Source organism: Acidovorax sp. GW823-FHT01C06 (assembly GCF_058798375.1).
In genome coordinates this window covers 482,245-503,911 of sequence record NZ_JBXAKN010000002.1, presented here as the reverse complement: position 1 = coordinate 503,911, position 21,667 = coordinate 482,245, and the positions used below count along the sequence as shown (strand labels likewise).

General features: G+C 69.0%; 16 protein-coding genes and 1 pseudogene. 9 read left to right on the top strand and 8 right to left on the bottom strand.

Features of this window, described 5'->3' with window-relative positions:
* Nucleotides 1-121 precede the first annotated feature (121 nt).
* From gcl to glxR, 3 genes are read left to right on the top strand one after another with little or no spacing between them, the layout of a single operon-like run.
* Entirely contained in the window at nucleotides 122-1,912 is a 1,791-nt protein-coding gene (gcl, locus tag AC1RCS_RS07875) for a glyoxylate carboligase (RefSeq protein WP_492244207.1), read from the top strand.
* 36 nt (nucleotides 1,913-1,948) lie between these two features.
* The gene (gene hyi / locus AC1RCS_RS07870) at nucleotides 1,949-2,728 is read left to right on the top strand and encodes a hydroxypyruvate isomerase (RefSeq protein ID WP_492244206.1); all 780 of its coding nucleotides are present in this window, start codon (nucleotides 1,949-1,951) and stop codon (nucleotides 2,726-2,728) included.
* Nucleotides 2,729-2,778: 50 nt separating this feature from the next.
* Nucleotides 2,779-3,693 (top strand): 2-hydroxy-3-oxopropionate reductase, encoded by a 915-nt coding sequence (gene glxR, locus AC1RCS_RS07865; RefSeq protein ID WP_492244205.1) that lies wholly within the window; start codon nucleotides 2,779-2,781, stop codon nucleotides 3,691-3,693.
* A gap of 109 nt (nucleotides 3,694-3,802) precedes the next feature.
* On the opposite strand, the gene ggt is transcribed toward glxR, so the two are convergent.
* The gene (gene ggt / locus AC1RCS_RS07860; RefSeq protein WP_492244204.1) at nucleotides 3,803-5,587 is read right to left on the bottom strand and encodes a gamma-glutamyltransferase; all 1,785 of its coding nucleotides are present in this window, start codon (nucleotides 5,585-5,587) and stop codon (nucleotides 3,803-3,805) included.
* A gap of 237 nt (nucleotides 5,588-5,824) precedes the next feature.
* Nucleotides 5,825-6,532 (bottom strand): annotated as a pseudogene (locus AC1RCS_RS07855) (GNAT family N-acetyltransferase); the annotation flags it as partial.
* A 140-nt stretch (nucleotides 6,533-6,672) separates the two neighbouring features.
* On the opposite strand from AC1RCS_RS07855, the gene pdxR reads away from it, so the two are divergent.
* On the top strand, nucleotides 6,673-8,169 hold the full coding sequence (gene pdxR / locus AC1RCS_RS07850) for a MocR-like pyridoxine biosynthesis transcription factor PdxR (RefSeq protein WP_492244203.1): 1,497 nt from the start codon (nucleotides 6,673-6,675) through the stop codon (nucleotides 8,167-8,169).
* Nucleotides 8,170-8,182: 13 nt separating this feature from the next.
* Here pdxR and AC1RCS_RS07845 read toward each other — a convergent pair whose 3' ends face one another.
* The 4 genes from AC1RCS_RS07845 to AC1RCS_RS07830 are packed head-to-tail and all read right to left on the bottom strand — an operon-like array spanning nucleotide 8,183 to nucleotide 12,870.
* Entirely contained in the window at nucleotides 8,183-9,424 is a 1,242-nt protein-coding gene (locus tag AC1RCS_RS07845; protein WP_492244202.1) for a M20 family metallopeptidase, read from the bottom strand.
* On the bottom strand, nucleotides 9,421-11,199 hold the full coding sequence (gene uraD, locus AC1RCS_RS07840) for a 2-oxo-4-hydroxy-4-carboxy-5-ureidoimidazoline decarboxylase (protein WP_492244201.1): 1,779 nt from the start codon (nucleotides 11,197-11,199) through the stop codon (nucleotides 9,421-9,423). The genes AC1RCS_RS07845 and uraD overlap by 4 nt, the downstream gene beginning before the upstream one ends.
* Before the next feature lie 2 nt (nucleotides 11,200-11,201).
* A complete protein-coding gene (puuE, locus tag AC1RCS_RS07835) occupies nucleotides 11,202-12,161 on the bottom strand; it encodes an allantoinase PuuE (RefSeq protein ID WP_492244259.1) in 960 nt (319 codons plus the stop codon).
* 40 nt (nucleotides 12,162-12,201) lie between these two features.
* Entirely contained in the window at nucleotides 12,202-12,870 is a 669-nt protein-coding gene (locus AC1RCS_RS07830; protein WP_218293614.1) for a GntR family transcriptional regulator, read from the bottom strand.
* Nucleotides 12,871-12,978: 108 nt separating this feature from the next.
* On the opposite strand from AC1RCS_RS07830, the gene uraH reads away from it, so the two are divergent.
* Nucleotides 12,979-13,329, top strand: coding sequence for a hydroxyisourate hydrolase (uraH, locus tag AC1RCS_RS07825; RefSeq protein WP_218293615.1), 351 nt, complete (start codon nucleotides 12,979-12,981; stop codon nucleotides 13,327-13,329).
* Nucleotides 13,330-13,370: 41 nt separating this feature from the next.
* On the opposite strand, the gene AC1RCS_RS07820 is transcribed toward uraH, so the two are convergent.
* Nucleotides 13,371-13,853 (bottom strand): hypothetical protein, encoded by a 483-nt coding sequence (locus tag AC1RCS_RS07820; protein ID WP_218294410.1) that lies wholly within the window; start codon nucleotides 13,851-13,853, stop codon nucleotides 13,371-13,373.
* A 127-nt stretch (nucleotides 13,854-13,980) separates the two neighbouring features.
* Between AC1RCS_RS07820 and xdhC the strand changes: the two genes are divergently transcribed.
* Nucleotides 13,981-14,814 (top strand): xanthine dehydrogenase accessory protein XdhC, encoded by an 834-nt coding sequence (xdhC, locus tag AC1RCS_RS07815; RefSeq protein ID WP_255594503.1) that lies wholly within the window; start codon nucleotides 13,981-13,983, stop codon nucleotides 14,812-14,814.
* 220 nt (nucleotides 14,815-15,034) lie between these two features.
* Entirely contained in the window at nucleotides 15,035-16,294 is a 1,260-nt protein-coding gene (locus AC1RCS_RS07810; RefSeq protein WP_369641742.1) for a urate hydroxylase PuuD, read from the top strand.
* A 95-nt stretch (nucleotides 16,295-16,389) separates the two neighbouring features.
* Here the strand turns inward: AC1RCS_RS07810 and AC1RCS_RS07805 are convergent, their stop codons facing one another.
* The gene (locus AC1RCS_RS07805) at nucleotides 16,390-18,267 is read right to left on the bottom strand and encodes an EAL domain-containing protein (protein WP_369641743.1); all 1,878 of its coding nucleotides are present in this window, start codon (nucleotides 18,265-18,267) and stop codon (nucleotides 16,390-16,392) included.
* 230 nt (nucleotides 18,268-18,497) lie between these two features.
* On the opposite strand from AC1RCS_RS07805, the gene AC1RCS_RS07800 reads away from it, so the two are divergent.
* Nucleotides 18,498-19,121: a Crp/Fnr family transcriptional regulator gene (locus AC1RCS_RS07800; RefSeq protein WP_218293617.1), complete on the top strand. Its 624-nt coding sequence runs from the start codon at nucleotides 18,498-18,500 to the stop codon at nucleotides 19,119-19,121.
* 332 nt (nucleotides 19,122-19,453) lie between these two features.
* Nucleotides 19,454-21,559: a diguanylate cyclase domain-containing protein gene (locus AC1RCS_RS07795; RefSeq protein ID WP_218293618.1), complete on the top strand. Its 2,106-nt coding sequence runs from the start codon at nucleotides 19,454-19,456 to the stop codon at nucleotides 21,557-21,559.
* Nucleotides 21,560-21,667: the final 108 nt, after the last annotated feature.

Sequence of the window (21,667 nt, the reverse complement as noted above, 5' to 3'; positions counted from 1 at the left end):
GGTCTGTCTCCTGTTGCGGTCCAGATTTATTCCTGGCTGGAATAAATTTTATGGTCCATCGCCACCTTCCGCCCAACGAGGGGCTTGCCTAAAGTTTGACCATCCACAAGGAGGTCAAGCAATGGCAAGAATGAAGGCAATCGAAGCGGCCGTGAAGGTGCTCGAGAAGGAAGGCGTGAGCGTCGCGTTCGGCGTGCCCGGCGCCGCCATCAACCCGCTGTACGCGGCGATGAAGGCGCATGGCGGCATCGGCCACATCCTGGCGCGCCATGTCGAGGGCGCCAGCCACATGGCCGAGGGCTACACCCGCGCCGTGGCCGGCAACATCGGCGTGTGCATCGGCACCAGCGGCCCGGCCGGCACCGACATGGTCACCGGGCTGTACTCGGCCAGCGCGGACTCCATCCCCATCCTGTGCATCACCGGCCAGGCGCCGCGCGCCCGCCTGCACAAGGAAGACTTCCAGGCCGTGGACATCGCCACCATCGCCAAGAGCGTGACCAAGTGGGCCACCACGGTGCTGGAGCCCGCGCAGGTGCCGCAGGCGTTCCAGCAGGCGTTCCACCTCATGCGCTCCGGCCGGCCCGGGCCGGTGCTCATCGACCTGCCCATCGACGTGCAACTGGCCGAGATCGAGTTCGACCCCGACACCTACGAACCCCTGGTGCCCTACAAGCCCGCCGCCACGCGTGCCCAGATCGAGAAGGCGCTGGCCATGCTGAACGACGCCGGGCGCCCGCTGATCGTCGCGGGCGGCGGCATCATCAACGCCGATGCATCCGGCCTGCTGGTGGAGTTTGCCGAGCTGCTGGGCGTGCCGGTGATCCCCACGCTCATGGGCTGGGGCAGCATCCCCGACGACCACCCGCTCATGGCCGGCATGTGCGGCCTGCAGACCAGCCAGCGCTACGGCAACGCCACGATGCTGGCCAGCGACTTCGTGCTGGGCGTCGGCAACCGCTGGGCCAACCGGCACACGGGCTCGGTCGATGTCTACACCCGGGGCCGCAAGTTCGTGCACGTGGACATCGAGCCCACGCAGATCGGCCGCGTGTTCGCGCCGGACTTCGGCATCGTCTCGGACGCGGGCGCCGCGCTCAGGCTCTTCGTGGACGTGGCGCGCGAATGGCAGGCCGCGGGGCGCCTGAAGGACCGCAGCGGCTGGGCCGCCGAATGCCTGGGCCGCAAGCACAGCGTGGACTACCTGCGCAAGACCCACTTCGACAGCGTGCCCATGAAGCCGCAGCGCGTGTACCAGTGCATGAACCGCGCGCTGGGCAAGGACGTGTGCTACGTCTCCACCATCGGCCTGTCGCAGATCGCGGGCGCGCAGTTCCTGCACGTGTACCAGCCGCGCCACTGGATCAACTGCGGCCAGGCCGGCCCGCTGGGCTGGACGGTGCCCGCAGCCCTGGGCGTGCGCGTGGCCGACCCGGCACGCAAGATCGTGGCGCTGTCGGGCGACTACGACTTCCAGTTCATGATCGAGGAGCTGGCCGTGGGCGCGCAGTTCAAGCTGCCCTACCTCCACGTGCTGGTCAACAACAGCTACCTGGGCCTGATCCGCCAGGCGCAGCGCAGCTTCAGCATCGACTACTGCGTCCAGCTCGCGTTCGACAACGTGAACATGGCCGAGGGCGAGGTGGCGCGCGGCTACGGCGTGGACCACGTGAAGGTGGTCGAGGGCCTGGGCTGCAAGGCCATCCGCGTGCACCGTCCCGAGGAGTTCGCCCCCGCTATCGCCCAGGCCGAGGCCTGGATGGCCGAGTACCGCACGCCGGTGGTCATCGAGGTGATCCTGGAGCGCGTGACCAACATCGCCATGGGCACCGAGATCGACAGCATCGTCGAATTCGAAGCGCTGGCCACGCAGCCGGCGGACGTGCCCAGCGCGCTCGCAGTGCTGGACTGACCCCACCATTTCCTGACTGATACCGGAGACCTGTTCATGCCCCGTTTCGCTGCCAACCTCAGCATGCTCTTCACCGAGGTGCCTTTTCTCGACCGCTTCGAGCGCGCCGCGCGCACCGGCTTCGAGGCCGTGGAGTTCCTCTTTCCCTACGAGTTTGCGGCGGAAGACATCCGCGAGCGCATCGACCGCCACCAGTTGCAGATCGCGCTGCACAACCTGCCCGCGGGCGACTGGGCCGCTGGCGAGCGCGGCATTGCCTGCCACCCCGCTCGCATCGTGGAGTTTCGCGCCGGTGTGGCCCAGGCCATCAGCTATGCCCAGGCGCTGGGCGTGCCGCAGCTCAACTGCCTGGCCGGCAAGGCGCCTGCGGGTGTGGAGGCGCAGGTGCTGCGCCGCACCCTGGTCGACAACCTGCGCTTTGCCGCCACTGAGCTGAAGGCCGCCGGTCTGCGCCTGCTGATCGAGCCCATCAACCCGTTCGACATCCCGGGCTTTTACCTCACCCGCACGGACCAGGCGCTGGACCTCCTCGACGAGGTGGGCGCCGACAACGCCTTCGTGCAGTACGACATCTACCACGCGCAGCGCACCGAAGGCGAACTGGCCGCCACGCTGCAAAAGCACCTGCCGCGCATCGGCCACGTGCAGCTGGCGGACAACCCCGGCCGCCACGAGCCGGGCACGGGCGAGATCAACTACCGCTACCTGTTCGCACACCTGGACCGGCTGGGCTATGGCGGCTGGGTGGGCTGCGAGTACCGGCCCGCGCGTACCACGGAAATCGGCCTCGGCTGGCGCGCTGCGCTCACGGCATGACCCGGCACAGACCCATGGACGAATCACCACAACACAAGGAGAAAAAGAACATGACCGACACCCCCCTCAAACTCGGCTTCATCGGCCTGGGCATCATGGGTGCGCCCATGTGCGGCCACCTCATCGCCGCCGGCCACCAGCTGTACGTGCACACGCGCGGCCGCGTGGCGCCGCAGATCGCAGAGAGCAGCGCCACGCAGTGCACCACGGCGCGCGGCGTGGCCGAGCGGGCCGACATCATCTTTCTGATGCTGCCCGACACGCCCGATGTGGAGAAGGTGCTGTTCGGCGCCGACGGCGTGGCCCAGGGTCTGAAAGGCAGCACGGCCAAGGTGGTGGTGGACATGAGCTCCATCTCGCCCGTGGCCACCAAGGACTTCGCGGCGCGCACCGAGGCCGTGGGCGCGCAGTACCTGGATGCGCCCGTCTCCGGCGGCGAGCTGGGCGCCAGGAACGCCACGCTGTCCATCATGGTCGGCGGCCCCGAAGCGGTGTTCGAGCGCGTCAGGCCGCTGTTCGAGCGCCTGGGCAAGAACATCACCCTGGTGGGCGGCAACGGCGACGGCCAGACCGCCAAGGTGGCCAACCAGATCATCGTCGCCCTGAACATCGAGGCCGTGGCCGAAGCGCTGCTCTTCGCCGCCCGCGCGGGCGCCGACCCGGCCCGCGTGCGCCAGGCGCTGCTGGGCGGTTTTGCGTCGTCAAAAATTTTGGAGGTGCATGCCGAGCGCATGATCCGGCGCACCTTTGACCCCGGCTTTCGCATCGGGCTGCACCAGAAGGACTTGAACCTTGCGCTGTCGAGCGCGCGGGCGCTGGGCGTGCCGCTGCCCAATACGGCCATGGCGCAGGAGCTGTTCAATGCCTGCGTGGCGCATGGCGGCCAGGGGTGGGACCACGCGGCGATGGTGCGGGCGCTGGAGAAGATGGCGAACTTCGAGATCGGGCAGGCAGTGCCGGCCTGATGCGGGCCGCCATGAAAAATCCCGCTGGCCTTTCGGCGAGCGGGATCTTTGAAAAAATGGCTGCCAGCGCTTGTCCATCAATCGCGGTTAGCTATTGATTCAGGAGCAATCAATACCCCAGCGTCTTCCCATCCGGGTTGCGCGGGTCCGAGTATCCGTACAGCGCGCCGCCACGGATCTGGATGGTCTGCGTGCGGCCCATCGACGGCTTCACCGCGATGTTGTGGCCGCGCTGCTTGAGGAGCGCGATGGTGTCGGGCGAGAGGCCCTTTTCCACGCGCAGCTCGTCGGGTGTCCACTGGTGGTGCACGCGGGGGGCGGCAGCGGCTTCGGCGGGGTTCATGCCGAAGTCGATGGTGTTCACCACCGTCTGCAGCACCGTGGTAATGATGCGCGCGCCGCCAGGGCTGCCGGTCACCAGCGTGGGCTTGCCGTCCTTCAGGACCAGGGTGGGCGTCATGGACGACAGGGGGCGCTTCTTGGCGGCCACCGCGTTGGCGTCGCCGCCGACGAGGCCGTAGGCATTGGCCACGCCGGGCTTGGCCGAGAAGTCGTCCATCTCGTTGTTGAGCAGGATCCCCGTGCCCTTGGCGACGATGCCGCTGCCGAAGTTGGTGTTGAGCGTGTACGTCACGGCCACGGCGTTGCCGGCCTTGTCCACCACCGAGTAGTGGGTGGTCTGGTCGCTCTCATACGGCTGGGGCTGGCCGGGCTTGATGCTCTTGCCGCTGCGTGCGGTGTTGGCGTCGATGCCCTTGGCCAGCGATTCGGCGTAGCGCTTGGAGGTCAGGCCCTTGAGCGGGATCTTCACGAAGTCCGGGTCGCCCAGGTACTCGGCGCGGTCGGCGTACGCGAGCTTCATGCTCTCGGCCATGTAGTGGATGGTCTGCGCGCTGTTGGGGCCCCACTGGGCCAGGGGCAGGGGCTCCAGCATGTTCAGGATCTGCACCAGGTGCGGGCCGCCGGAGGAGGGTGGCGGCATGGTCACGATCTCATAGCCACGGTAGGTACCGCGCGTGGGCACGCGCTCGGCCACCTTGTATTCGCGCAGGTCCTGCAGCGTGAGGGCGCCGGCGTGCGGTGCCATCTCGGCGGCGATCTTCTGGGCGATCTCGCCTTCGTAGAACGCCTTGGCGCCCTGCTGGCCGATCAGGCGCATGGACTGGGCCAGGTCCTTCTGCACCAGGGCGTCGCCCACCTTCAGCGGCGCGCCGTTCCTCCAGAAGATGGCCTGGGTGGCGGGCCATTGGCCCATGTTCTTCTTTTCCTGCTGCAGGATCTTGGCCAGGGTTTCGCTCACCGGGAAGCCCTTGTCGGCCAGCTCGATGGCGGGGGCGATCACGCGCGACAGCGGCAGGGTGCCCCAGGTCTTGAGCGCATGCTCCATGCCGGCCACGGTGCCGGGCACGCCCACGGCGTAGTGGGTATACAGCGACTTGCCGTCCACCACGTTGCCCTTGGCATCCAGGTACATGTCGCGCGTGGCCTTGATGGGCGCCACTTCGCGGAAGTCGAGCGCCACGCTCTTGCCGGTCTTGGCGTCGTGCACCACCATGAACCCGCCGCCGCCCAGGTTGCCCGCATTGGGCAGGGCCACGGCCAGCGCGAAGCCGATGCCCACGGCCGCGTCCACCGCGTTGCCGCCGGCTTTCAGGATGTCGAGGCCGATCTGCGAGGCCAGCTCCTGCTCGGTGGCGACCATGCCGTTGCGCGCCACCACCGGGTGGAACACGTCCATGTCGAAGTCGTACGCGGCGCTGGCGGCCTGGGCCGAGGCCGTTTGCTGTACGGCGGGCGCGGGCGCCGCTGCCGTGGTGGGTGGGCTGCCGCAGGCCGTGAGGCTGGCCAGCGCCAGCGCCAGGCTGGAGGCCAGCAGCGTGTGTCGGATGTTCATGGGTGATGCTCCTGAGATGGTTTTTTGCTCTGTAGGAAGGGGAGGGCGGGTGGACCCTGCGAAGGACGCCCGCGGCAAGTGTAGGGTGGGCCCGCGCTGCGTGCGGGCGGCGGGTTATGCCGATTGAGTATGCAGCCTGTGCATGCCCGTCATTCCCGCTTTCTGTGCAGAAGAATGCGGCACGGGGCCGCGCTCCTCGATGCCTCAGCGCGGTGGTTGCGAAGCCCCTGGGCCCAGTGATTCGCGCACCTGGGTCAGCGAGCGCCGCTGGCGCCGCTGCGCATCCTGGTTGTCTTCCGACCGCCAGGCCTCGAACGCCTGCCGCAAACCAGGCCATTCGGTGTCGATGATGGAAAACCAGGCGGTGTCGCGGTTGCGGCCCTTGTAGACCAGGGCCTGGCGGAAGATGCCCTCGAACTGGAATCCCAGGCGCGCGGCGGTGCGCCGCGAAGGGGCGTTGAGGCTGTCGCACTTCCACTCGTAGCGGCGGTACCCCAGCGTGTCGAACACGTAGGCCATGAGCAGGAACTGCGCCTCCGTGGAGGCGGGTGTCTGCTGGAGCAGGGGCGAAAACATCACGTTGCCGACCTCGATGGCGCCATGGGTGGGATCGATGCGCATCAGCGCCAGGGTGCCCACGGCCTTGCCCGTGGCCTTGTCCACCACCGCGAAGTGGCGCGGGTCGGTGCTGAGCGCGGCGGTGTGTGCGTAGCGGCCATAGTCCTCGGGGGTGTCGAACGGGCCGGTGAACATGTAGGTCCAGGCGCGTGGGTCCGGCGCGAGCCGGTAGGCCGCATCCAGGTCGGCCGCGTGGCGGTCGGCCTGCAGCGGCTCCAGCTGGCAGTGGCGGCCCACCAGGGTGACGGCGCCGGGCTGGGGGCGGGGTGTCCAGCCGGGCGCGGGGGCACCGATGGGCTGGGCGAAATCATTCATGAAGGTGGACATGGAATTGCGCGGTCGAAGGGGAAAAAGAGAGAGATCGAGCGTGTGACTGTAGGATTCTTGTGGACCATTCAAAAGATCCACTCATGCACAATCTGATGGTGCCACCGGGGTTGCTATCTGGTGGCTTTTCACAGGCCACCATGATCCAACGCCTCCCTGCCATCGACCCCGTCCGCCATGTCCTGCTGGAAGCCCCGCTGGTACGCGACCGGCAGGGCGACTCGCTGCAGCGCCAGCTCCTGGCCCGCATCCGCAATGCCATCCTGGATGGGCGCTTCCCCTCGGGCTGCCGCCTGCCGGGGTCGCGGGATCTGGCGGCGGACCTGGGCGTTTCGCGCAACAGCGTGACAGCGGTCTACGAGCAGCTGGGGGCCGAGGGCTACATCGAGCTGAGCCGCCGGGGCACCAAGGTGTCCGCGCTGGACCGCAACCGTGCCCGAGGCCATGCGGACCCCGCACGCGCTGTGCCGCCGCGCCTGTCCGAACGCAGCACGCAGGTGGTCAGCCGTTTTGCCGATGCGGGCGAGACCCTGGCCTTCAGGCCCGGTGTGCCAGCGCTGGCGCGGTTCCCCCTGAGTGCCTGGAAGAGCTGTTTTGACCGCGCCTTCAAGGCGTCCGGCGTGTCGGCCCTGGGCTATGGCAATCCGGCGGGCGAAGCCGCCTTGCGGGGCGCCATCATGCGGCACCTTGCGGTGGCGCGCGGGGTGCGCTGCGAGGAGGGGCAGGTGGTCATCACCGAAGGTGCGCAGGAGGCGCTGAACCTGTGTGTGCGGCTGGTGGCCAACCCGGGTGACACGGCCTGGGTGGAGGACCCGGGCTACCGGGGGGCGCAGACGGCGTTCCAGTGTGGGGACCTGCGGGTGGCGCCTTTGCGGGTCGATGGTGCTGGCCTGGTGGTGCCTGCCGATGCCTGGACGGCAGCGCCGCCCCGGCTCATCTACACCACGCCGTCGCACCAGTACCCCACGGGCGGGGTGCTGCCCGTGGCCCGCAGGCTGGCGCTGATCCGCCAGGCGCAGGCCTGTGGCGCCTGGATCATCGAGGATGACTACGACAGTGAATTTCGCCATGCGGGCGAGTTGATCGGTGCCATGCAGGGCCTGGTGCCTGAAGCGCCCGTGATGTACGTGGGCACGTTCAGCAAGACGCTGTTCCCATCGTTGCGGCTCGGGTTTGTGGTGCTGCCACAGGCCCTGGCGGCCGTGGCCGCACCACTGCTCAGGGAGACGCTGCGCGGCGGACACCGCCACGAGCAGCTGGCGCTGGCGGAGTTCATCGAGAGCGGGCAGTTCAGCCGGCACCTGGGCCGCATGCGGCGCCTGTACCGCAGCCGACAGGCGCTGTTGCGCGACGCATTGGCACAGCACCTGGCTATGCCACATGGGGTGTTGGGGGGCGACAGCGGCATGCACCTCACGGTGCGCCTGCCGCCCGAATACCCCGACCAGGCGATTGCCGAGGCGGCCCGCGCCTACGACATGGCGCCCGCGCCGCTGTCACGCTTTGCCCTGCGCGCACAGCCCGAAGACAACGGCCTGGTGCTGGGCTACGGCAATACGTCCGAATCGCAGTACCCGGCCCTGGTGCAGCGGCTTTCGCGGCTGGCCCAGGCGCGGCGGGCACGGCGCAGCGCCTGAGCGCGAAACCGCATCAGGCCAGCAGGTCGCTCAGCGTGCGCGCGATCACCTTGGTGGCGCGGCGCAGGTCTTCGAGCTGCAGGCGCTCGTCGGCGCGCTTGGCGTGCGATTCGAGCACGGTGCGCGGGCCGGCGCCGTAGATCACGCCCGGGATGCCGCGCTCCACATACAGGCGCACATCGGTGTACAGCGGGGTGCCCACCGCGGGCACGGGCTCACCGATCACGGCCTGCGCATGCTTCTGGATGGCGTCCACCAGCGGCTGGTTGCCGGCCAGCGGGGTCATGGCGTTGGCCAGCAGCAGGCGCTTGATGTCCACGCTGATGCCCGCGCGCTCGCCCGCGGCCTGCTCGATCACGCGGCGGATGGCGGCTTCGACCTCCACCGGGTTCTCTTCGGGGATCATGCGGCGGTCGAGCTTGAACATCACCTTGCCGGGCACGACGTTGGTGTTGGTGCCGCCCTCGATGCGGCCCACGTTCAGGTACGGGTGCTTGATGCCCGCCACCTTGGACGTGACCTTCTTGTACTCGTCGTTCTGCGCATACAGTGCGTTCAGGATGTGCACCGCGCCCTGCAGCGCGTCCACGCCGGTGTGGGGCACGGCCGCGTGGGCCATCTTGCCGTGCACGGTCACTTCCATCTGCAGGCAGCCATTGTGGGCGGTGACCACTTCGTAGCTGAAGCCGGCGGCGATCATCAGGTCGGGCTTGGTGAGCCCCTTTTGCAGCAGCCAGCCGGGGCCGAGTTCGCCACCGAATTCCTCGTCGTAGGTGAAGTGCAGTTCCACCGCGCCCCGCGAGGGCTTGGCGGCGGCTTCCAGCGCGCGCACCGCGAAGGTGAAGCTGGCGAAGTCGCTCTTGCTCACGGCGGTGGCGCGGCCGTACATGGCGCCGTCCACAATTTCGGCGCCGTAGGGGTCGTGCGTCCAGCCTTCGCCGGGGGGCACCACGTCGCCGTGCGCGTTCAGGGCAATGGTCTTGCCGCCGCTGCCGTACGGTCTGCGCACGATGAGGTTGGTGATGGATTCCATGCCGTAGGCCAACACGTCGGCGGCCGGCACGGCGTGCTTCTCGGCGGTGTAGCCAAACTCGGTCAGTAACTCGGCGGTGCGCTCTGCGTGGGGAGCGTTGTTGCCGGGTGGGGTGTCGGTGGGCACGCGCACCAGGGCCTGCAGAAAGCGCACTTCCTCATCGAAGTGCTGGTCGATCCAGGCGTCGAGAGCGGCGTAGGCGGTGGGGGTGTTTGTCGTCATGGTTGTTGTTCCTCGGCAAGTTGGCGCAGGACCTGGGTGAAGGCGTCCACGGCCAGCTGCATGTCGTTGTTGGTGGTGGATTCGAGCGGGTTGTGGCTGATGCCCGAGTTCAGTCCGCGCACGAAGAGCATGGCCTGGGGCATGATTTCGTGCAGCTTCATCGCATCGTGTCCCGCCCCGCTGGGCATGCGGAACACGGGCACGCCCAGCGTGTCCACGGCGCGCTCCCAGTGGTGCTGCCAGGCGGGCGCGCTGGGCGCGGCGGCGGCGCGCATGGATTCTTCCAGCGTGTAGCGCAGGCCGCGCCGGGCGGCGATCCTGGCGAGCTGCTCCCTCACGTCGTTCACCAGCGCGTCGCGCTGGGCGTCGGTGGGCGCGCGCAGGTCCAGGCTGAATTGGCAGCGGCCGGGCACCACGTTGATGGAGCCTGCGGGCACCTGCAGCTGGCCGATGGTGCCCACCGAGTCGCCGTCCTGCGCGGCGCGCTGCTCCACGTACAGCGCCAGTTCCGCCACGGCCACGGCGGCGTCGCGGCGGCGGTCCATGGGGGTGGTGCCGGCGTGGCTGGCGGTGCCGATCATTTCGCACAGAAACCGCACGCTGCCGTTGATGGAGGTGACCACGCCCAGGGGCAGGTCCAGCTCGTTGAGCACGGGGCCCTGCTCGATGTGCACTTCAATGAAACCCAGGTACTGCGCGGGGTCGCGCTGGAGCTTGGGGATGTCGTCGATGCACAGGCCCGCATGCTGCATGGCCGCGCGCATGGTCACGCCGTCCACGTCCTTCTGGTCGAGCCAGGCGGGGTTGAAGTCGCCGATGAGCGCGCCCGAGCCGAGGAAGGTGGCCTTGTAGCGCTGGCCTTCCTCTTCGGCAAAGCCCACCACCTCGATGCCGAAGGGCAGCCGCCGGCCGGCGCGGTGCAGCTCGCGCACGCAGGCCATGGGCACGAAGATGCCCAGGCGGCCGTCGTACTTGCCGCCGTTGCGCACCGTGTCGTAGTGCGACCCGGTGATGAGGTAGCGGGCCCCTTCCGTGGCCGGGTGGTAGCGCCCCACCACGTTGCCCACGGCGTCAATCTCCACTTCGTCGAAGCCGCAGTCGCGCATCCAGTGGCTGATGCGCTGGGCGCAGGCGCGGTGCGCGTCGGTCAGATACGTGACGGTGAGCTGGCCCTTTTCAGCGAAGTCGGGGTCGGAGTGTTCGGCCAGCTTTTCCTGCCAGTCCCACACGTCGTTGCCCAGCACGGGCTCGGCGGCGAACTTGTCGTTCAGACGGATCTCGGCGATGCGGTGGATGTTGCGCAGGGCCTCGGCCAGTTCGAACTCGGGATGGTTGTCCAGGCGCCGCGCAAAGGTGTCGATGATCTCCTGCTTGGGCAGGCCCATGCCGCGCGGCCCGCGCACCGCCAGGATGAACGGGAAGCCGAAGCGCTCGTTGTAGGCGGCGTTGAGCGCCTGGATGCGCGCGAACTCCTCGGGTGTGCACTGGGTGAGGCCCGCCTTGCTCTGCTCGTTGGTGGACTCGGCCGTGAGGTTCTTGGCCACCATCGCTTTGCCCGCCAGTTCCGGGTGGGCGCGGATCAGTGCCAGCTGCGCGTCCTGGCCCGCCGTGCGCACCACCTGGGCCAGCGCGTGCTGCAGGTGGGCCTGCGAGCGGAAGGGCCGCTGCGCCAGCGCCTGCTCGGCGATCCAGGGCGAGTGCTCGTACAGGCCATCGAGCAGCTGCAGGGCCTCGGCGCTGCTGGCGGCGTTGAGTTGTTCCAGTGTCAGGGCCATGGTCAGCCTGCTTTCTGTGAAGGGTAGGGGTGCGCCTGTTTCCAGTGGCGCGCGATGTCGATACGGCGGCACACCCACACGTCGCTGTGCTGCTGGATGTGGTCCAGGAAACGCTGCAGCGCGGTGATGCGGCCGGGCCGGCCCAGCAGGCGGCAGTGCATGCCGATGCTCATCATCTTGGGCGCGTTGTCGCCAGCCGGGTCGCCTTCGGCGTACAGCGCGTCGAACGTGTCCTTCATGTACTGGAAGAACGGGTCGGCGTGCGAGTAGCCCTGCGGCAGCGCGAAGCGCATGTCGTTGCAGTCGAGCGTGTAGGGCACGATGAGCTGGGGCGCGGTGGTGCCATTGCTCTTTTTCACGTCCATCCAGAACGGCAGGTCGTCGCCGTAGTAGTCGCTGTCGTACTCGAAGCCACCGAAGTCGGCCACGAGGCGGCGGGTGTTGGGGCTGTCGCGGCCGGTGTACCAGCCCAGGGCCCTGTGTCCGGTCATGCGCTGGATGATCTCCATGGCCTCGGCCATGTGGGCGCGCTCGACCTCTTCGGGCACATGCTGGTAGTGGATCCACTTGAGGCCGTGGCAGGCGATCTCGTGGCCCAGCTGCACGAACGCCTGGGTCAGCTCGGGGTGGCGCTGCAGTGCGCTCGACACGCCGAACACGGTGAGCGGCAGCTTGCGCTTTTCGAACTCCCGCAGGATGCGCCACACGCCGGCGCGCGAACCGTATTCGTAGATGCCTTCCATGCTCATGTGCCGCTCGGGGTAGCTCGCGGGGTTGAACATTTCGGACAGGAACTGCTCGCTGCCCGCGTCGCCGTGCAGCACGGCGTTCTCGCCGCCTTCTTCGTAGTTGAGCACGAACTGCACGGCGATGCGCGCACCGCCCGGCCATTGCGCATGGGGCGGGGTCTTGCCGTAGCCGATGAGGTCGCGGGGGTAGGGCTGGGTGGAGTCGTAGATCATGGGCATGAAGGATTCAAGGGGTCTGTCACGCGCTGGGATGTCACGTGCTGAGCGCGGCGGCCAGGTCGCTGGCCGGGCGCTTGCGGTCGAAGGTCAGGCTGGCTTCCACGTGCTCCAGGTGGGCCTGCATGAGGGAGACGGCCAGGGCCTCGTCGCGCGCGGCGAGCGCGGCCACGATGTCGCCATGCTCCTCGTGGGAGTGTTCGGCGGCGCTGGCCGACTGGTACATCAGCGTGATGAGGGCACAGCGAGAGATCAGGTCGCCCAGCATCTGCGCCAGCACCTCGTTGCCCATGAGCTCGGCCATGCGCACATGGAAGTCGCCCAGCAGCTCGGTGCGGCTGCTCGCATCGGCCGTGCCCATGGCGGCCTTCTCGCTGGCGACGTGGGCGCGCAGGGCCTTGATCTTGGCGGGGGTCACGGTCTGCACGAAGGCCCGCGTCATCTCGGTCTCGAGCATGCGTCGCACGGCGAACACCTGGCGGGCCTCTTCGACCGAGGGGGTGGACACGAACGCGCCGCGCGCGGGCTCCAGCGTGACGAGGCGGTTCTGCGCGAGCTGGAACAGCGCCTGGCGCACCAGCGTGCGCGACACGCCGAAATGGTCGGCCAGTTTCTGCTCGGCCAGCTTGGTGCCCGGCTGCAGGCGGTGCTCGACGATGGCGCGGGTCAACGCGTCGACAATGGCACTGGTGGATGAAGATTCCATGGTTGCATGATACGTTGGATGGCGAAAAGTGTATACACTTTTGGTCTACACGCTGCGATCTGGCAATCCTCGCCGATCGGCCGTGGTCCCCACTTCAGGAGATTCCCTATGGGATTGAGCACCCACGTTCTGGACACCATGAACGGCTGCCCCGCGGCCGGCATGGAGATCGCCCTGTATTCCACCGACGGCGACAACGCCACCCTCATCAAGCGCCTGGTGTTGAACCATGACGGCCGCACCGATGCGCCGCTGTTCGACAATGCGACCCTGCGCGCCGGCACCTACCGGCTCAGCTTCAATGTGGCGGGCTACTTCAAGGCGCGCGGCGTGCAGCTGCCCGAACCCAATTTCCTGAACCTGGTGAGCCTGGATTTCGGCATCGCGCACGCCGACCAGCACTACCACGTGCCGCTGCTGGTGAGCCCGTGGAGCTATTCGACCTATCGCGGGTCGTGAGGGGCGGGGCCCAGCCAGGGCCCGCGCGCACGGGGATGTGCCTACAGCTGCCCTTCGGTCAAGGTATCGAGCTGGAAATGCCCGCTCTTGTCCCACAGCCAGGTGTCGGTGTAGGTGACCTTGCCCAGGCGCGCGGGCACCGGGAAGGGCGCCGCTGCGCGCACGGTGCGCTCGATTTCCGCGACCACCTCGGGGGCGTGGCGCGGGGCGCGCATCCACCGCAGGCGCGTCACCTTGCCAGCGCGGTCGATATCCACCTCCAGCACGCCGATCGCATACAGCATGGGGGGCAGCTTGCCCTTGAACACGCGCTGCGCGTTCAGGCCGTAGAGGTGGGTGGCGGCGTCCTGCCGGTACGCCCGGGGGGTGGTCGCCGCCGAGGCGCGGGCCGAACCGGCGCTTGCGGGCACGGGGCCCTTGACGCCGCTGGAGGCATCGGTGCTGGGCGCACGGCTGTCCTGCGCGGGCGGCGCAGGTTCGGGAGCCGACTTGCATGCCGCCACCAGCGCTGCGATGGCGGCCATGAGCCCGGCGAGCAGCCAGTGGCTGCGGGTACTGGGGGTGCGCTCGGGGGCTGGGGACGGCATGATGGCTGGTGTGGGCTGGAACGGAACGGGGACCCTGGGACCCCGATGGCGCGAAGGATCTGGATTGACTGATGTGCTTTTACTGCTGGACGGCCTTGCGGCCGCGCCCGCCTGTCTGGTAAGGGTGGAGTCTACCGAAGGCTCGGTGCCGCGTGAAGCCGGGGCCTGGATGGCCGTGTTCGCCGAGCGGATAGTGGGCACCATCGGCGGCGGCCACCTGGAGCACCAGGCCATTGCCGAGGCCCGCCGGCGCCTGGGGGGCGTGCCCGGCCCGGCCCGCATGCGCTATGCGCTGGGCCCGGCGCTGGGGCAGTGCTGCGGGGGCGTGGTGCACCTCGAATTCGAGACGCTGTCCGCACCCGCCGACCAGGCCCTGGCCGACCGCCTGCGCGCGCGCCTGTCGCCGCGCCGGCATCCGGTGGCGCTGTTCGGCGGCGGGCATGTGGGCCACGCGCTGGCCCGGGTGCTGGCGCCGCTGCCGTTCGCGCTGACCTGGATCGACAGCCGCGACGGGATCTTTCCGCAGCCGGCGCCGGACGGCGTGGCCTGCGAACACTCCGACCCGGTGCAGCTGGCGGTGCCGGACCTGGCCTCTGGCACCCGCGTGCTGATCATGAGCTTCAGCCATGCCGAGGACCTGGACGTGGTGGCCGCCTGCCTGCGCCGCCAGCGCGAGCGGCGCGACCTGCCGTTCATCGGGCTCATCGGCAGCAAGACCAAGTGGGCGACGTTCGCAAACCGCCTGCATGGGCGCGGGTTCGCGCAGGAGGAACTGGCGCAGGTCACCTGCCCCATCGGCATCCGGGGCATCGACGGCAAGGAGCCGGAGGTCATCGCCGTGGCCGTGGCCGCGCAGCTCCTGCAGACCCTGGGCGGTGGGGGCGCGAACGGGTTCTGAGGGTAACTCCGCTCCTGCGTGCCTTCGAGGGGGCTGGAATCGAGAACAATTTCTGCATACACTTTTCACTGTCCTGATTCGGTATTTCATGGGTCGCAGCGGTGCCCCGGCAGAATCTCTGCCAAGGTGCGCGACCCCCTTCTTCTGCTCAGAGCGCCCGCAGTGGTGAGCAGGTTGCACAAAGGCGGCGCCTTCGCGCCGCCAAAGTTGAGAGACTTCCATGGAAAGCTACTTTCTCGACTGGGCCAACCTGCTGCTGCGCTGGGTCCACGTCATCACCGCCATCGCCTGGATCGGCTCCTCGTTCTATTTTGTCTTCCTGGACAGCAGCCTCACGCCGCCCGAGGACGAGGACCTGAAGAAGCAGGGCGTGAGCGGCGAGCTCTGGGCCGTGCATGGCGGCGGGTTCTACCACCCGGTCAAGTTCGCCGTGTCGCCCCCGAAGCTGCCCGGCCACCTGCACTGGTTCTTCTGGGAGAGCTACAGCACCTGGATCAGCGGGTTCGCGCTGTTCACGGTGTCGTATCTCTACAGCGCCAGCACCTACCTCATCGACAAGTCGCGCATGGACTGGGCCCCCGCCACGGCCATCGTGGTGGCGCTGGCGTTCTTCGTGGTGTTCTGGCTGTTGTACGACGCGATCTGCCGCCTCTTCGGGCAAAAGAAGAACGGCGACGCCATCGTGGGGGCGCTGGTGCTCGTGCTGGTGTGCATCGCCTCCTGGCTGGCCTGCCACTGGTTCGCGGGCCGCGCGGCCTTCCTGCTGGTGGGCGCGATGATCGCCACGGCCATGAGCGCCAACGTGTTCTTCTGGATCATCCCCGGCCAGCGCACGGTGATCGCGCAGATCAAGGCCGGCGAGCCCGTGGACCCCATCCACGGCAAGCGCGGCAAGCAGCGCAGCGTGCACAACACGTACTTCACGCTGCCCGTGCTGTTCGCCATGCTGAGCAACCACTACAGCTTCACCTGGAGCCACCCGCAGAACTGGCTGGTGCTCATCCTCATGATGTTCGCGGGCGCCGCCATCCGCCAGTTCTTCGTGATGCGCCACGGCCACAAGCTGGGCCGCAACGGCAACCCGCTGCCGTATGCGCTGGTGGGGGTGGTGGTCATCGTGGGCGTGATCGCCTGGATGCGCCCCGCGCCGGTGGCGGCCCCTGCCGCGCCGGTGGCGGGATCTGCTCCTGTTTCAGGAGCTGCTGGCGCAGGTGGGCAAAGCGCTGGAGGTCAAAATGACTATGCATCCCTGCAGCCCGTGCTGGCCCAGCGCTGCTACATGTGCCATGGCGAGCAGGTGCAGATGAAGAACCTGCGGCTGGATGCGCCCGACAGCGTCAAGCAGCATGCGCAGGCCGTCTACCAGCAGGTGGTGGTGCAAAAGCTCATGCCCATGAACAACGCCACGGGCATGACCGATGCCGAGCGGGCGCTGGTCAAGCGCTGGTTTGAGGCCGGAGCGGCGGTGGGCACTCCCTGAGCCCCTGCGCGCTTCACCCCGGGGGACGGCCACCCGGGGTCCGGCCGGACCCGTTCCATGCAGGCACCCGCCGGGGTGCGTGATTTTTGGGCGCCCTACGCCGCCAGCGCGTCTTGCAGCGCGCGGGTGGCGGCCAGTGCGCCCAGGCTCGATTCGGTGAAGCCGCCATGCAGCACCACCCCCGTGGCCGCCTGCTTGGCCTCGTGCTTGGCCACCGCGGCCAGATTGGCCACTTCCTCGGCATGGCGGAAGCGCCCGGGCGTGATGCGCACCGCGCCGATGGCCAGCGTGGTGCACGGAAAGAACCGCTGCACGCCGTGGCGGTCCTCGGCGTCGATGCCGCCGGCCTGCCGCGCAGCGTCGTCGAACAGCGTGAGCGCCTCGCGCGCGAATTCGTCCACGATGTTCTTGCAGCGCTGCAGCCAGTTGCTGCTCTGGAACACGAGCATGAAGTCGTCCCCGCCCACATGGCCCACGAAGTCGCGCCGCGCGTCGCAGTGCGCCGTGGCCAGGCGCGCCACCAGGCGGATCATCTGGTCGCCGCGCCAGTAGCCGTAGTGGTCGTTGAAGGGCTTGAAGTTGTTCAGGTCCGCATAGCAGGCGACGAACTCGGTGTGGTGGTCCAGCAGGCGCTGCATGTGCAGGCTGATGGGGATGTTGCCGGGCAGGAAGGTCAGCGGGTTGGCGTGCCGCGCCGCCTCGATGCGCGTCTCGGTCACGGCGCGCACCAGCTGGTCGCCCGTGCCCAGGCCCAGGTAGCGGCCGTTGTCGGTCACGATGTAGCCGTCGCTCAGGTAGCGCTGGTCCTGCGAGGTGAGGATGCCCACGAGCTGGTCCACGTCGCAGTCCAGTTCCACCACGCGCGGGGCCTGGTTGGCGAAGGCCAGGCATGGCTTGCGGCCATGCACTTCGCGGAAGTACAGCGTGGCGTAGTGGTTCATGAACTGCTGGCGGTTGATGAGCGCCACGGGGCGCGTGCCGTCCACCACGGCCAGCGCATGCAGGTCGGTGCGTTCGTGGAACATCGCCGCCACCGCGTCATTGCTGGTGGCGGGCGCGGCGGTGGGTGCCTGCACCACCAGCACGCTGCGCAGGATGCCCGGGCGCGCCGTCTGCCCCAGGTGGGGCAGCACGGCCACGCGGCGGTCCTGCATCACTTCCAGCGCGGGGCCGTCCACCGTCTCGCGGGGTGTGCGGGCCGGGCGGCCCAGCAGCCAGCCCTGGCCGTAGGGGATGTCCAGGTCGCGCAGCGCGCGCAGGTCGTCGCGTGTCTCGATGCCCTCGGCGATCAGCGTGGTGCCGAACACGTCGGCGATGCCCTTGATGGCCTGCAGCATCTGCAGGTTCTCGGGGTGGTCGCTGATCTCGCGGATGAAATACTTGTCGATCTTCACGAAGTCGGGCTTCACCTCGGACCACAGCCGCAGGCTGGAGCGGCCGTCGCCGAAGTCGTCCAGCGCCATGCGCGCGCCGCAGGCGTGCACGGCCTTGATGGCCTGGCGCAGCAGGGGCATGTCGGACACGCGCTCATGCTCGGTGATCTCCAGCACCAGCATGCGCGCGCTCGCGCCGAAGCTGCGCACCGTCTCGCCCAGTTTCTGGGCGCCGACCAGTGCCACGCCGTGCACCAGCGCGTCGGCGCTGATGTTCACGAACAGGCGGCCGGGGGCCTCCTGCGCACCCCATTGCTGGAGGGCGGTGAACACGCACAGCAGCTCGAAGTCCTGCAGGATGCGCTCGCGCCGGGCCATCTCCAGCAATGCGTCGGGGGTGTGCCAGGGCGTGCCGCGAGGTCCCCGGATCAGGGCCTCATGGGCATAGATGCTGCCTTCGCGCAGGTCGGCCAGCGGCTGGAAAACGCAGTGCAGGCCCCCCTCGCGCATGAGCCCCGCCAGAGGGCCCGTGCCATGGCGCGCGGCCGGCGACAGCAGCGCCAGCATCGCCTCCAGCCGGCTCCAGGGAGTGTTCTGCATTGCGTGGGATAGGTGGTCTCTGGGCAAGGTGCCCACGATAGCGGCGGGCTGTGACAATGTGGTTACAAGCTGTCACGTTTCTGCCGGCCGCCGGCGCCGCGCCCCGGGGCCGGGTCGTGCGCCGCCGCGCGTGTGCTGGCGCAAGGCCCCTGCGCGGCGGGGCCGGCGGCGAGGTTCCGGTTTGATCTTGCTCAATGCCCGGCGGGCGCCGGCACGGCACAGTCCGTCCCATGCTGCCCTCTATCTATTTCTCCCTGCCCGCCGAAACCGAGGTCATTGCCGCCGGTGAAGTGCTGCGCAGGCGCAACGAGGTGCTGACGTCCGTGCTGCACCTGGAAAGCGGTCGCGTGCTGCGCGGCGTGCTGGACGATGGCTACCTGCGCCACCAGCTGGGAGCCGTGGACGGGCCGTTCTGGCTGGACGCCGCGTCGGCGCTGATGGGCCTGCCGTTGCCGGTGGACATGGTGGCCGACACGCGCCTGCAGGTGCGCCGCCTGCCCATCGATGAATTTCACCGCAGCCTGGCCGAAATGCCCGCGGGCGCGCGCGGCCTGCTGCTGGACATGGCGCAGGGCTACCGGCAGCAGTCCGAGCTGGCCGTGAGCCGCCTGGCGCAGGATGCCGAATCGCGCTGCGCGCAATGGCTGCTAAAGCATGCCGAGCAGGACCACAGCGGTGCGATGCAGGTCACGCTGCACCAGCGCAAGCGCCTGATCGCCGCGCAGCTGGGCATTGCGCCCGAGACCTTCTCGCGCGTGCTGCGCCACCTGCGCGAGCTGGGCCTGATCCACGGCACCGGCAACGTGCTGAACCTTCCCCACCCCCGCGCGCTGCAGTCCATGGCGGGTTGCTAGAAAACACGCCCTGAGTCGCTGCGCGCCTTGACCCTGCTCTCGCTGCGCGGGAGGAGGGCGCACCCGGTGGCCTGGCAAAGCCAGTTCCACGGGGGCACTCGCCCCGTCCGCGCCAGTTTCAGAGGCTGGCGCGCGGCGGAAGGGGCGCCGGTGCGGATGGTCCTTTGACCGCAGTGTGGCTCAGGGTTTGTCCTTGGGTTTCACTGAGGGTTCTACCCAAGCCCCGGGCTGCAGGGGCTGCGTATATTTGTTGGGACCTGTCCGGTTTGACCCGTTCCGATGCCCAACGCCACTTCCCGTGCTTGCCGGGGTGCTCCCAGAGCGGAGTGTCCATGAAGCCTCCCGCCCACCCCGCGCCGCCGCACGACGCGCCGGGCTGGTTTGTGCCTGGGACCCTGGTGCTTCGGCTCATGCTGGCGGCGGTGCTGGCGGTGGCCCTGTCGGGCACGGTGTCGGCATGGCTCGTCACGCGGGCGTCCGGGCAGGAGGCCGTGCGGCGCGTGGTGAGCCAGCAGACCGACGAGGTCGAGGTCGTGGCCCGCCTGCTGGCCAGCAAGATCGAACAAAGCCAGAAGGTGCTGCGCACCGTGGCCGCCGGCATCACGCCGGGCATGCTGGAATCCCCGTCCACCCTCGAATGGCTGCTGCAGCAGGGCCTGCCGGCCGTGCAGTTCTTCGATGCCATGCAGGTGGCCCGCGACAACGGCGAACTGCGGCTGAACCTGCGGGCGGGGCGCCTGGAAAAGGCGGCCGACCTGGACCCGGCCGAGCGCGACGCCCTGCGCCGCACGCTCATCGATGGCAAGCCGCTGGTGTCGGAGCTCATCGCGGGCCGCACCGGCGATGCGCGCGTGATGTTCACCATGCCGCTGCACCGCGAGGATGGCGCCGTGCTGGGCGTGGTGGCGGGTGCGCTGCGGCTGCAGTCCCAGGGGCTGCTGCCGCCGTCCATGGCGCTGCCCGCGCGCGATGACTCGCGGCTCATCGTCTTCACGCGCGACGGCACCATCCTGTCGCACTCGGACCCCGCCCGCATCCTGGGCAAGGTGCGCGACGAGGCGGGCCTCGCCCCCGTGTACGCCCGTTGGCTCGACCAGTCCCAGCCTGTGGTGGGGCGGGGCACGACCCACCTGGAGGCCCAGCACATCGTCAGCATGGCGGGCATGCCGCTGCCGCAGTGGATCGTGGCGCGCGTCAGCCCCTCGCAGGCGCTGCTGGCGCCGCTGGAGGGCGCGCAGCGCGAGGCCTGGTGGCTGGCCGCCGCCAGCATGGCGCTGTGCATGCTGCTCGTGGCCGTGCTCATGGCCTGGATGGCCCAGCCCCTGGCGCAGCTCACGCACAGCGCGCGCCAGATGCTGCGCCGGGGCGCGCGGGCCGGGGCCGTGCAGGACATTGCCTGGCCGCGCGCGGACGGCGAAGTGGGCGAACTCGTGCGCGTGTTCCAGGGCATGGTGCAGCAGGGCAGCCTGCAGCAGCAGCACAAGGCCACGCTGGACGGGCAATTCCAGGCCGTTCTGGACAGCGCATCCGTGGGCATCGTCATCTCGCGCCACGGCATCCTGGAGGTGGTGGGCCGCCAGGCCTGCGTGATGCTGGGCTACGCAGAAGGGGAGCTGCAGGGCCGACCCGCCCGCACCCTGTACGCCAATGATTCCGACTATGTGCGCATCGGCGAACGGGTGCAGGCCGAGTTTGCCGCGCACGGTGTCTTCGACGGCGATGTCTGCTTCATGCGCAAGGACGGCTCGCCCGTGTGGGCCCGTGTGCAGGGCCGCGGCGTGCGGCCCGACGAGATGGGTGGCGGCACGGTCTGGATCCTGGAGGACATCACCGCCGCGCGCGAGGCGCAGATGCAGCATGCCTGGGAGCGCACGCACGACGCGCTCACCCAGCTCTACAACCGCAGCGCGTTCGACGAGCGCCTGGGCCTGCTGCTGGCCGAGCGCTCGGCGCGGCCGCGCGCGCCGGAGGGGGACGGCGGCGACACCGCCGGGGACGGCGTGGTGCTGTTCCTGGACCTGGACCACTTCACCGTGGTGAATGACATCGCCGGCCACGATGCGGGCGACGATGTGCTGCGCCATGTGGCCCGCCTGCTCGAATCCCAGGTGCGCCAGGTCGGCTGGGCCGCGCGGCTGGGCGGCGACGAGTTCGCGGTGGTGCTGCCCGGCTGCGCGCTGGCGCGCGGCCAGGCCGTGGCCGAGCAGCTGCGTGCCTCCGTGCAGGACTGGGAGCCTTCGTACCAGGGGCGCAGCTTCACGCTGGGGGTGAGCATCGGCCTCGTGGTGCTCGATGCCAGCCTGCAGGACGTGCCCTCGGTGCTGTATGCGGCGGACATGGCCTGCTATGACGCCAAGCGGGCGGGGCGCAACCGGGTGGAGACACGGCACGCGAACCAGGCGACCGCATCGGGGAGGATGGCGCTGGGGCCTGCATGAAAGGCCCCCCTGAGCCGCCTGGCGTCTTCCCCCTGGGGACGCCGCCAGCGGCCTGGCAAAGCCCGTTCCGCGGCGTCTGCCGGCCTGGGCCGCTCAGTGCCCGGGGGC

What these genes read in the sequence shown, in the direction of transcription:
- ggt (WP_492244204.1), bottom strand. Translation starts at nt 5,587, where the DNA reads ATGAACATCCGACACACGCTGCTGGCCTCCAGCCTGGCGCTGGCGCTG.
- AC1RCS_RS07810 (WP_369641742.1), top strand. Translation starts at nt 15,035, where the DNA reads ATGGAAAGCTACTTTCTCGACTGGGCCAACCTGCTGCTGCGCTGGGTC.
- glxR (WP_492244205.1), top strand. Translation starts at nt 2,779, where the DNA reads ATGACCGACACCCCCCTCAAACTCGGCTTCATCGGCCTGGGCATCATG.
- AC1RCS_RS07805 (WP_369641743.1), bottom strand. Translation starts at nt 18,267, where the DNA reads ATGCAGAACACTCCCTGGAGCCGGCTGGAGGCGATGCTGGCGCTGCTG.
- AC1RCS_RS07830 (WP_218293614.1), bottom strand. Translation starts at nt 12,870, where the DNA reads ATGGAATCTTCATCCACCAGTGCCATTGTCGACGCGTTGACCCGCGCC.
- AC1RCS_RS07800 (WP_218293617.1), top strand. Translation starts at nt 18,498, where the DNA reads ATGCTGCCCTCTATCTATTTCTCCCTGCCCGCCGAAACCGAGGTCATT.
- puuE (WP_492244259.1), bottom strand. Translation starts at nt 12,161, where the DNA reads ATGATCTACGACTCCACCCAGCCCTACCCCCGCGACCTCATCGGCTAC.
- AC1RCS_RS07795 (WP_218293618.1), top strand. Translation starts at nt 19,454, where the DNA reads ATGAAGCCTCCCGCCCACCCCGCGCCGCCGCACGACGCGCCGGGCTGG.
- AC1RCS_RS07845 (WP_492244202.1), bottom strand. Translation starts at nt 9,424, where the DNA reads ATGACGACAAACACCCCCACCGCCTACGCCGCTCTCGACGCCTGGATC.
- uraH (WP_218293615.1), top strand. Translation starts at nt 12,979, where the DNA reads ATGGGATTGAGCACCCACGTTCTGGACACCATGAACGGCTGCCCCGCG.
- uraD (WP_492244201.1), bottom strand. Translation starts at nt 11,199, where the DNA reads ATGGCCCTGACACTGGAACAACTCAACGCCGCCAGCAGCGCCGAGGCC.
- hyi (WP_492244206.1), top strand. Translation starts at nt 1,949, where the DNA reads ATGCCCCGTTTCGCTGCCAACCTCAGCATGCTCTTCACCGAGGTGCCT.
- pdxR (WP_492244203.1), top strand. Translation starts at nt 6,673, where the DNA reads ATGATCCAACGCCTCCCTGCCATCGACCCCGTCCGCCATGTCCTGCTG.
- AC1RCS_RS07820 (WP_218294410.1), bottom strand. Translation starts at nt 13,853, where the DNA reads ATGGCCGCCATCGCAGCGCTGGTGGCGGCATGCAAGTCGGCTCCCGAA.
- gcl (WP_492244207.1), top strand. Translation starts at nt 122, where the DNA reads ATGGCAAGAATGAAGGCAATCGAAGCGGCCGTGAAGGTGCTCGAGAAG.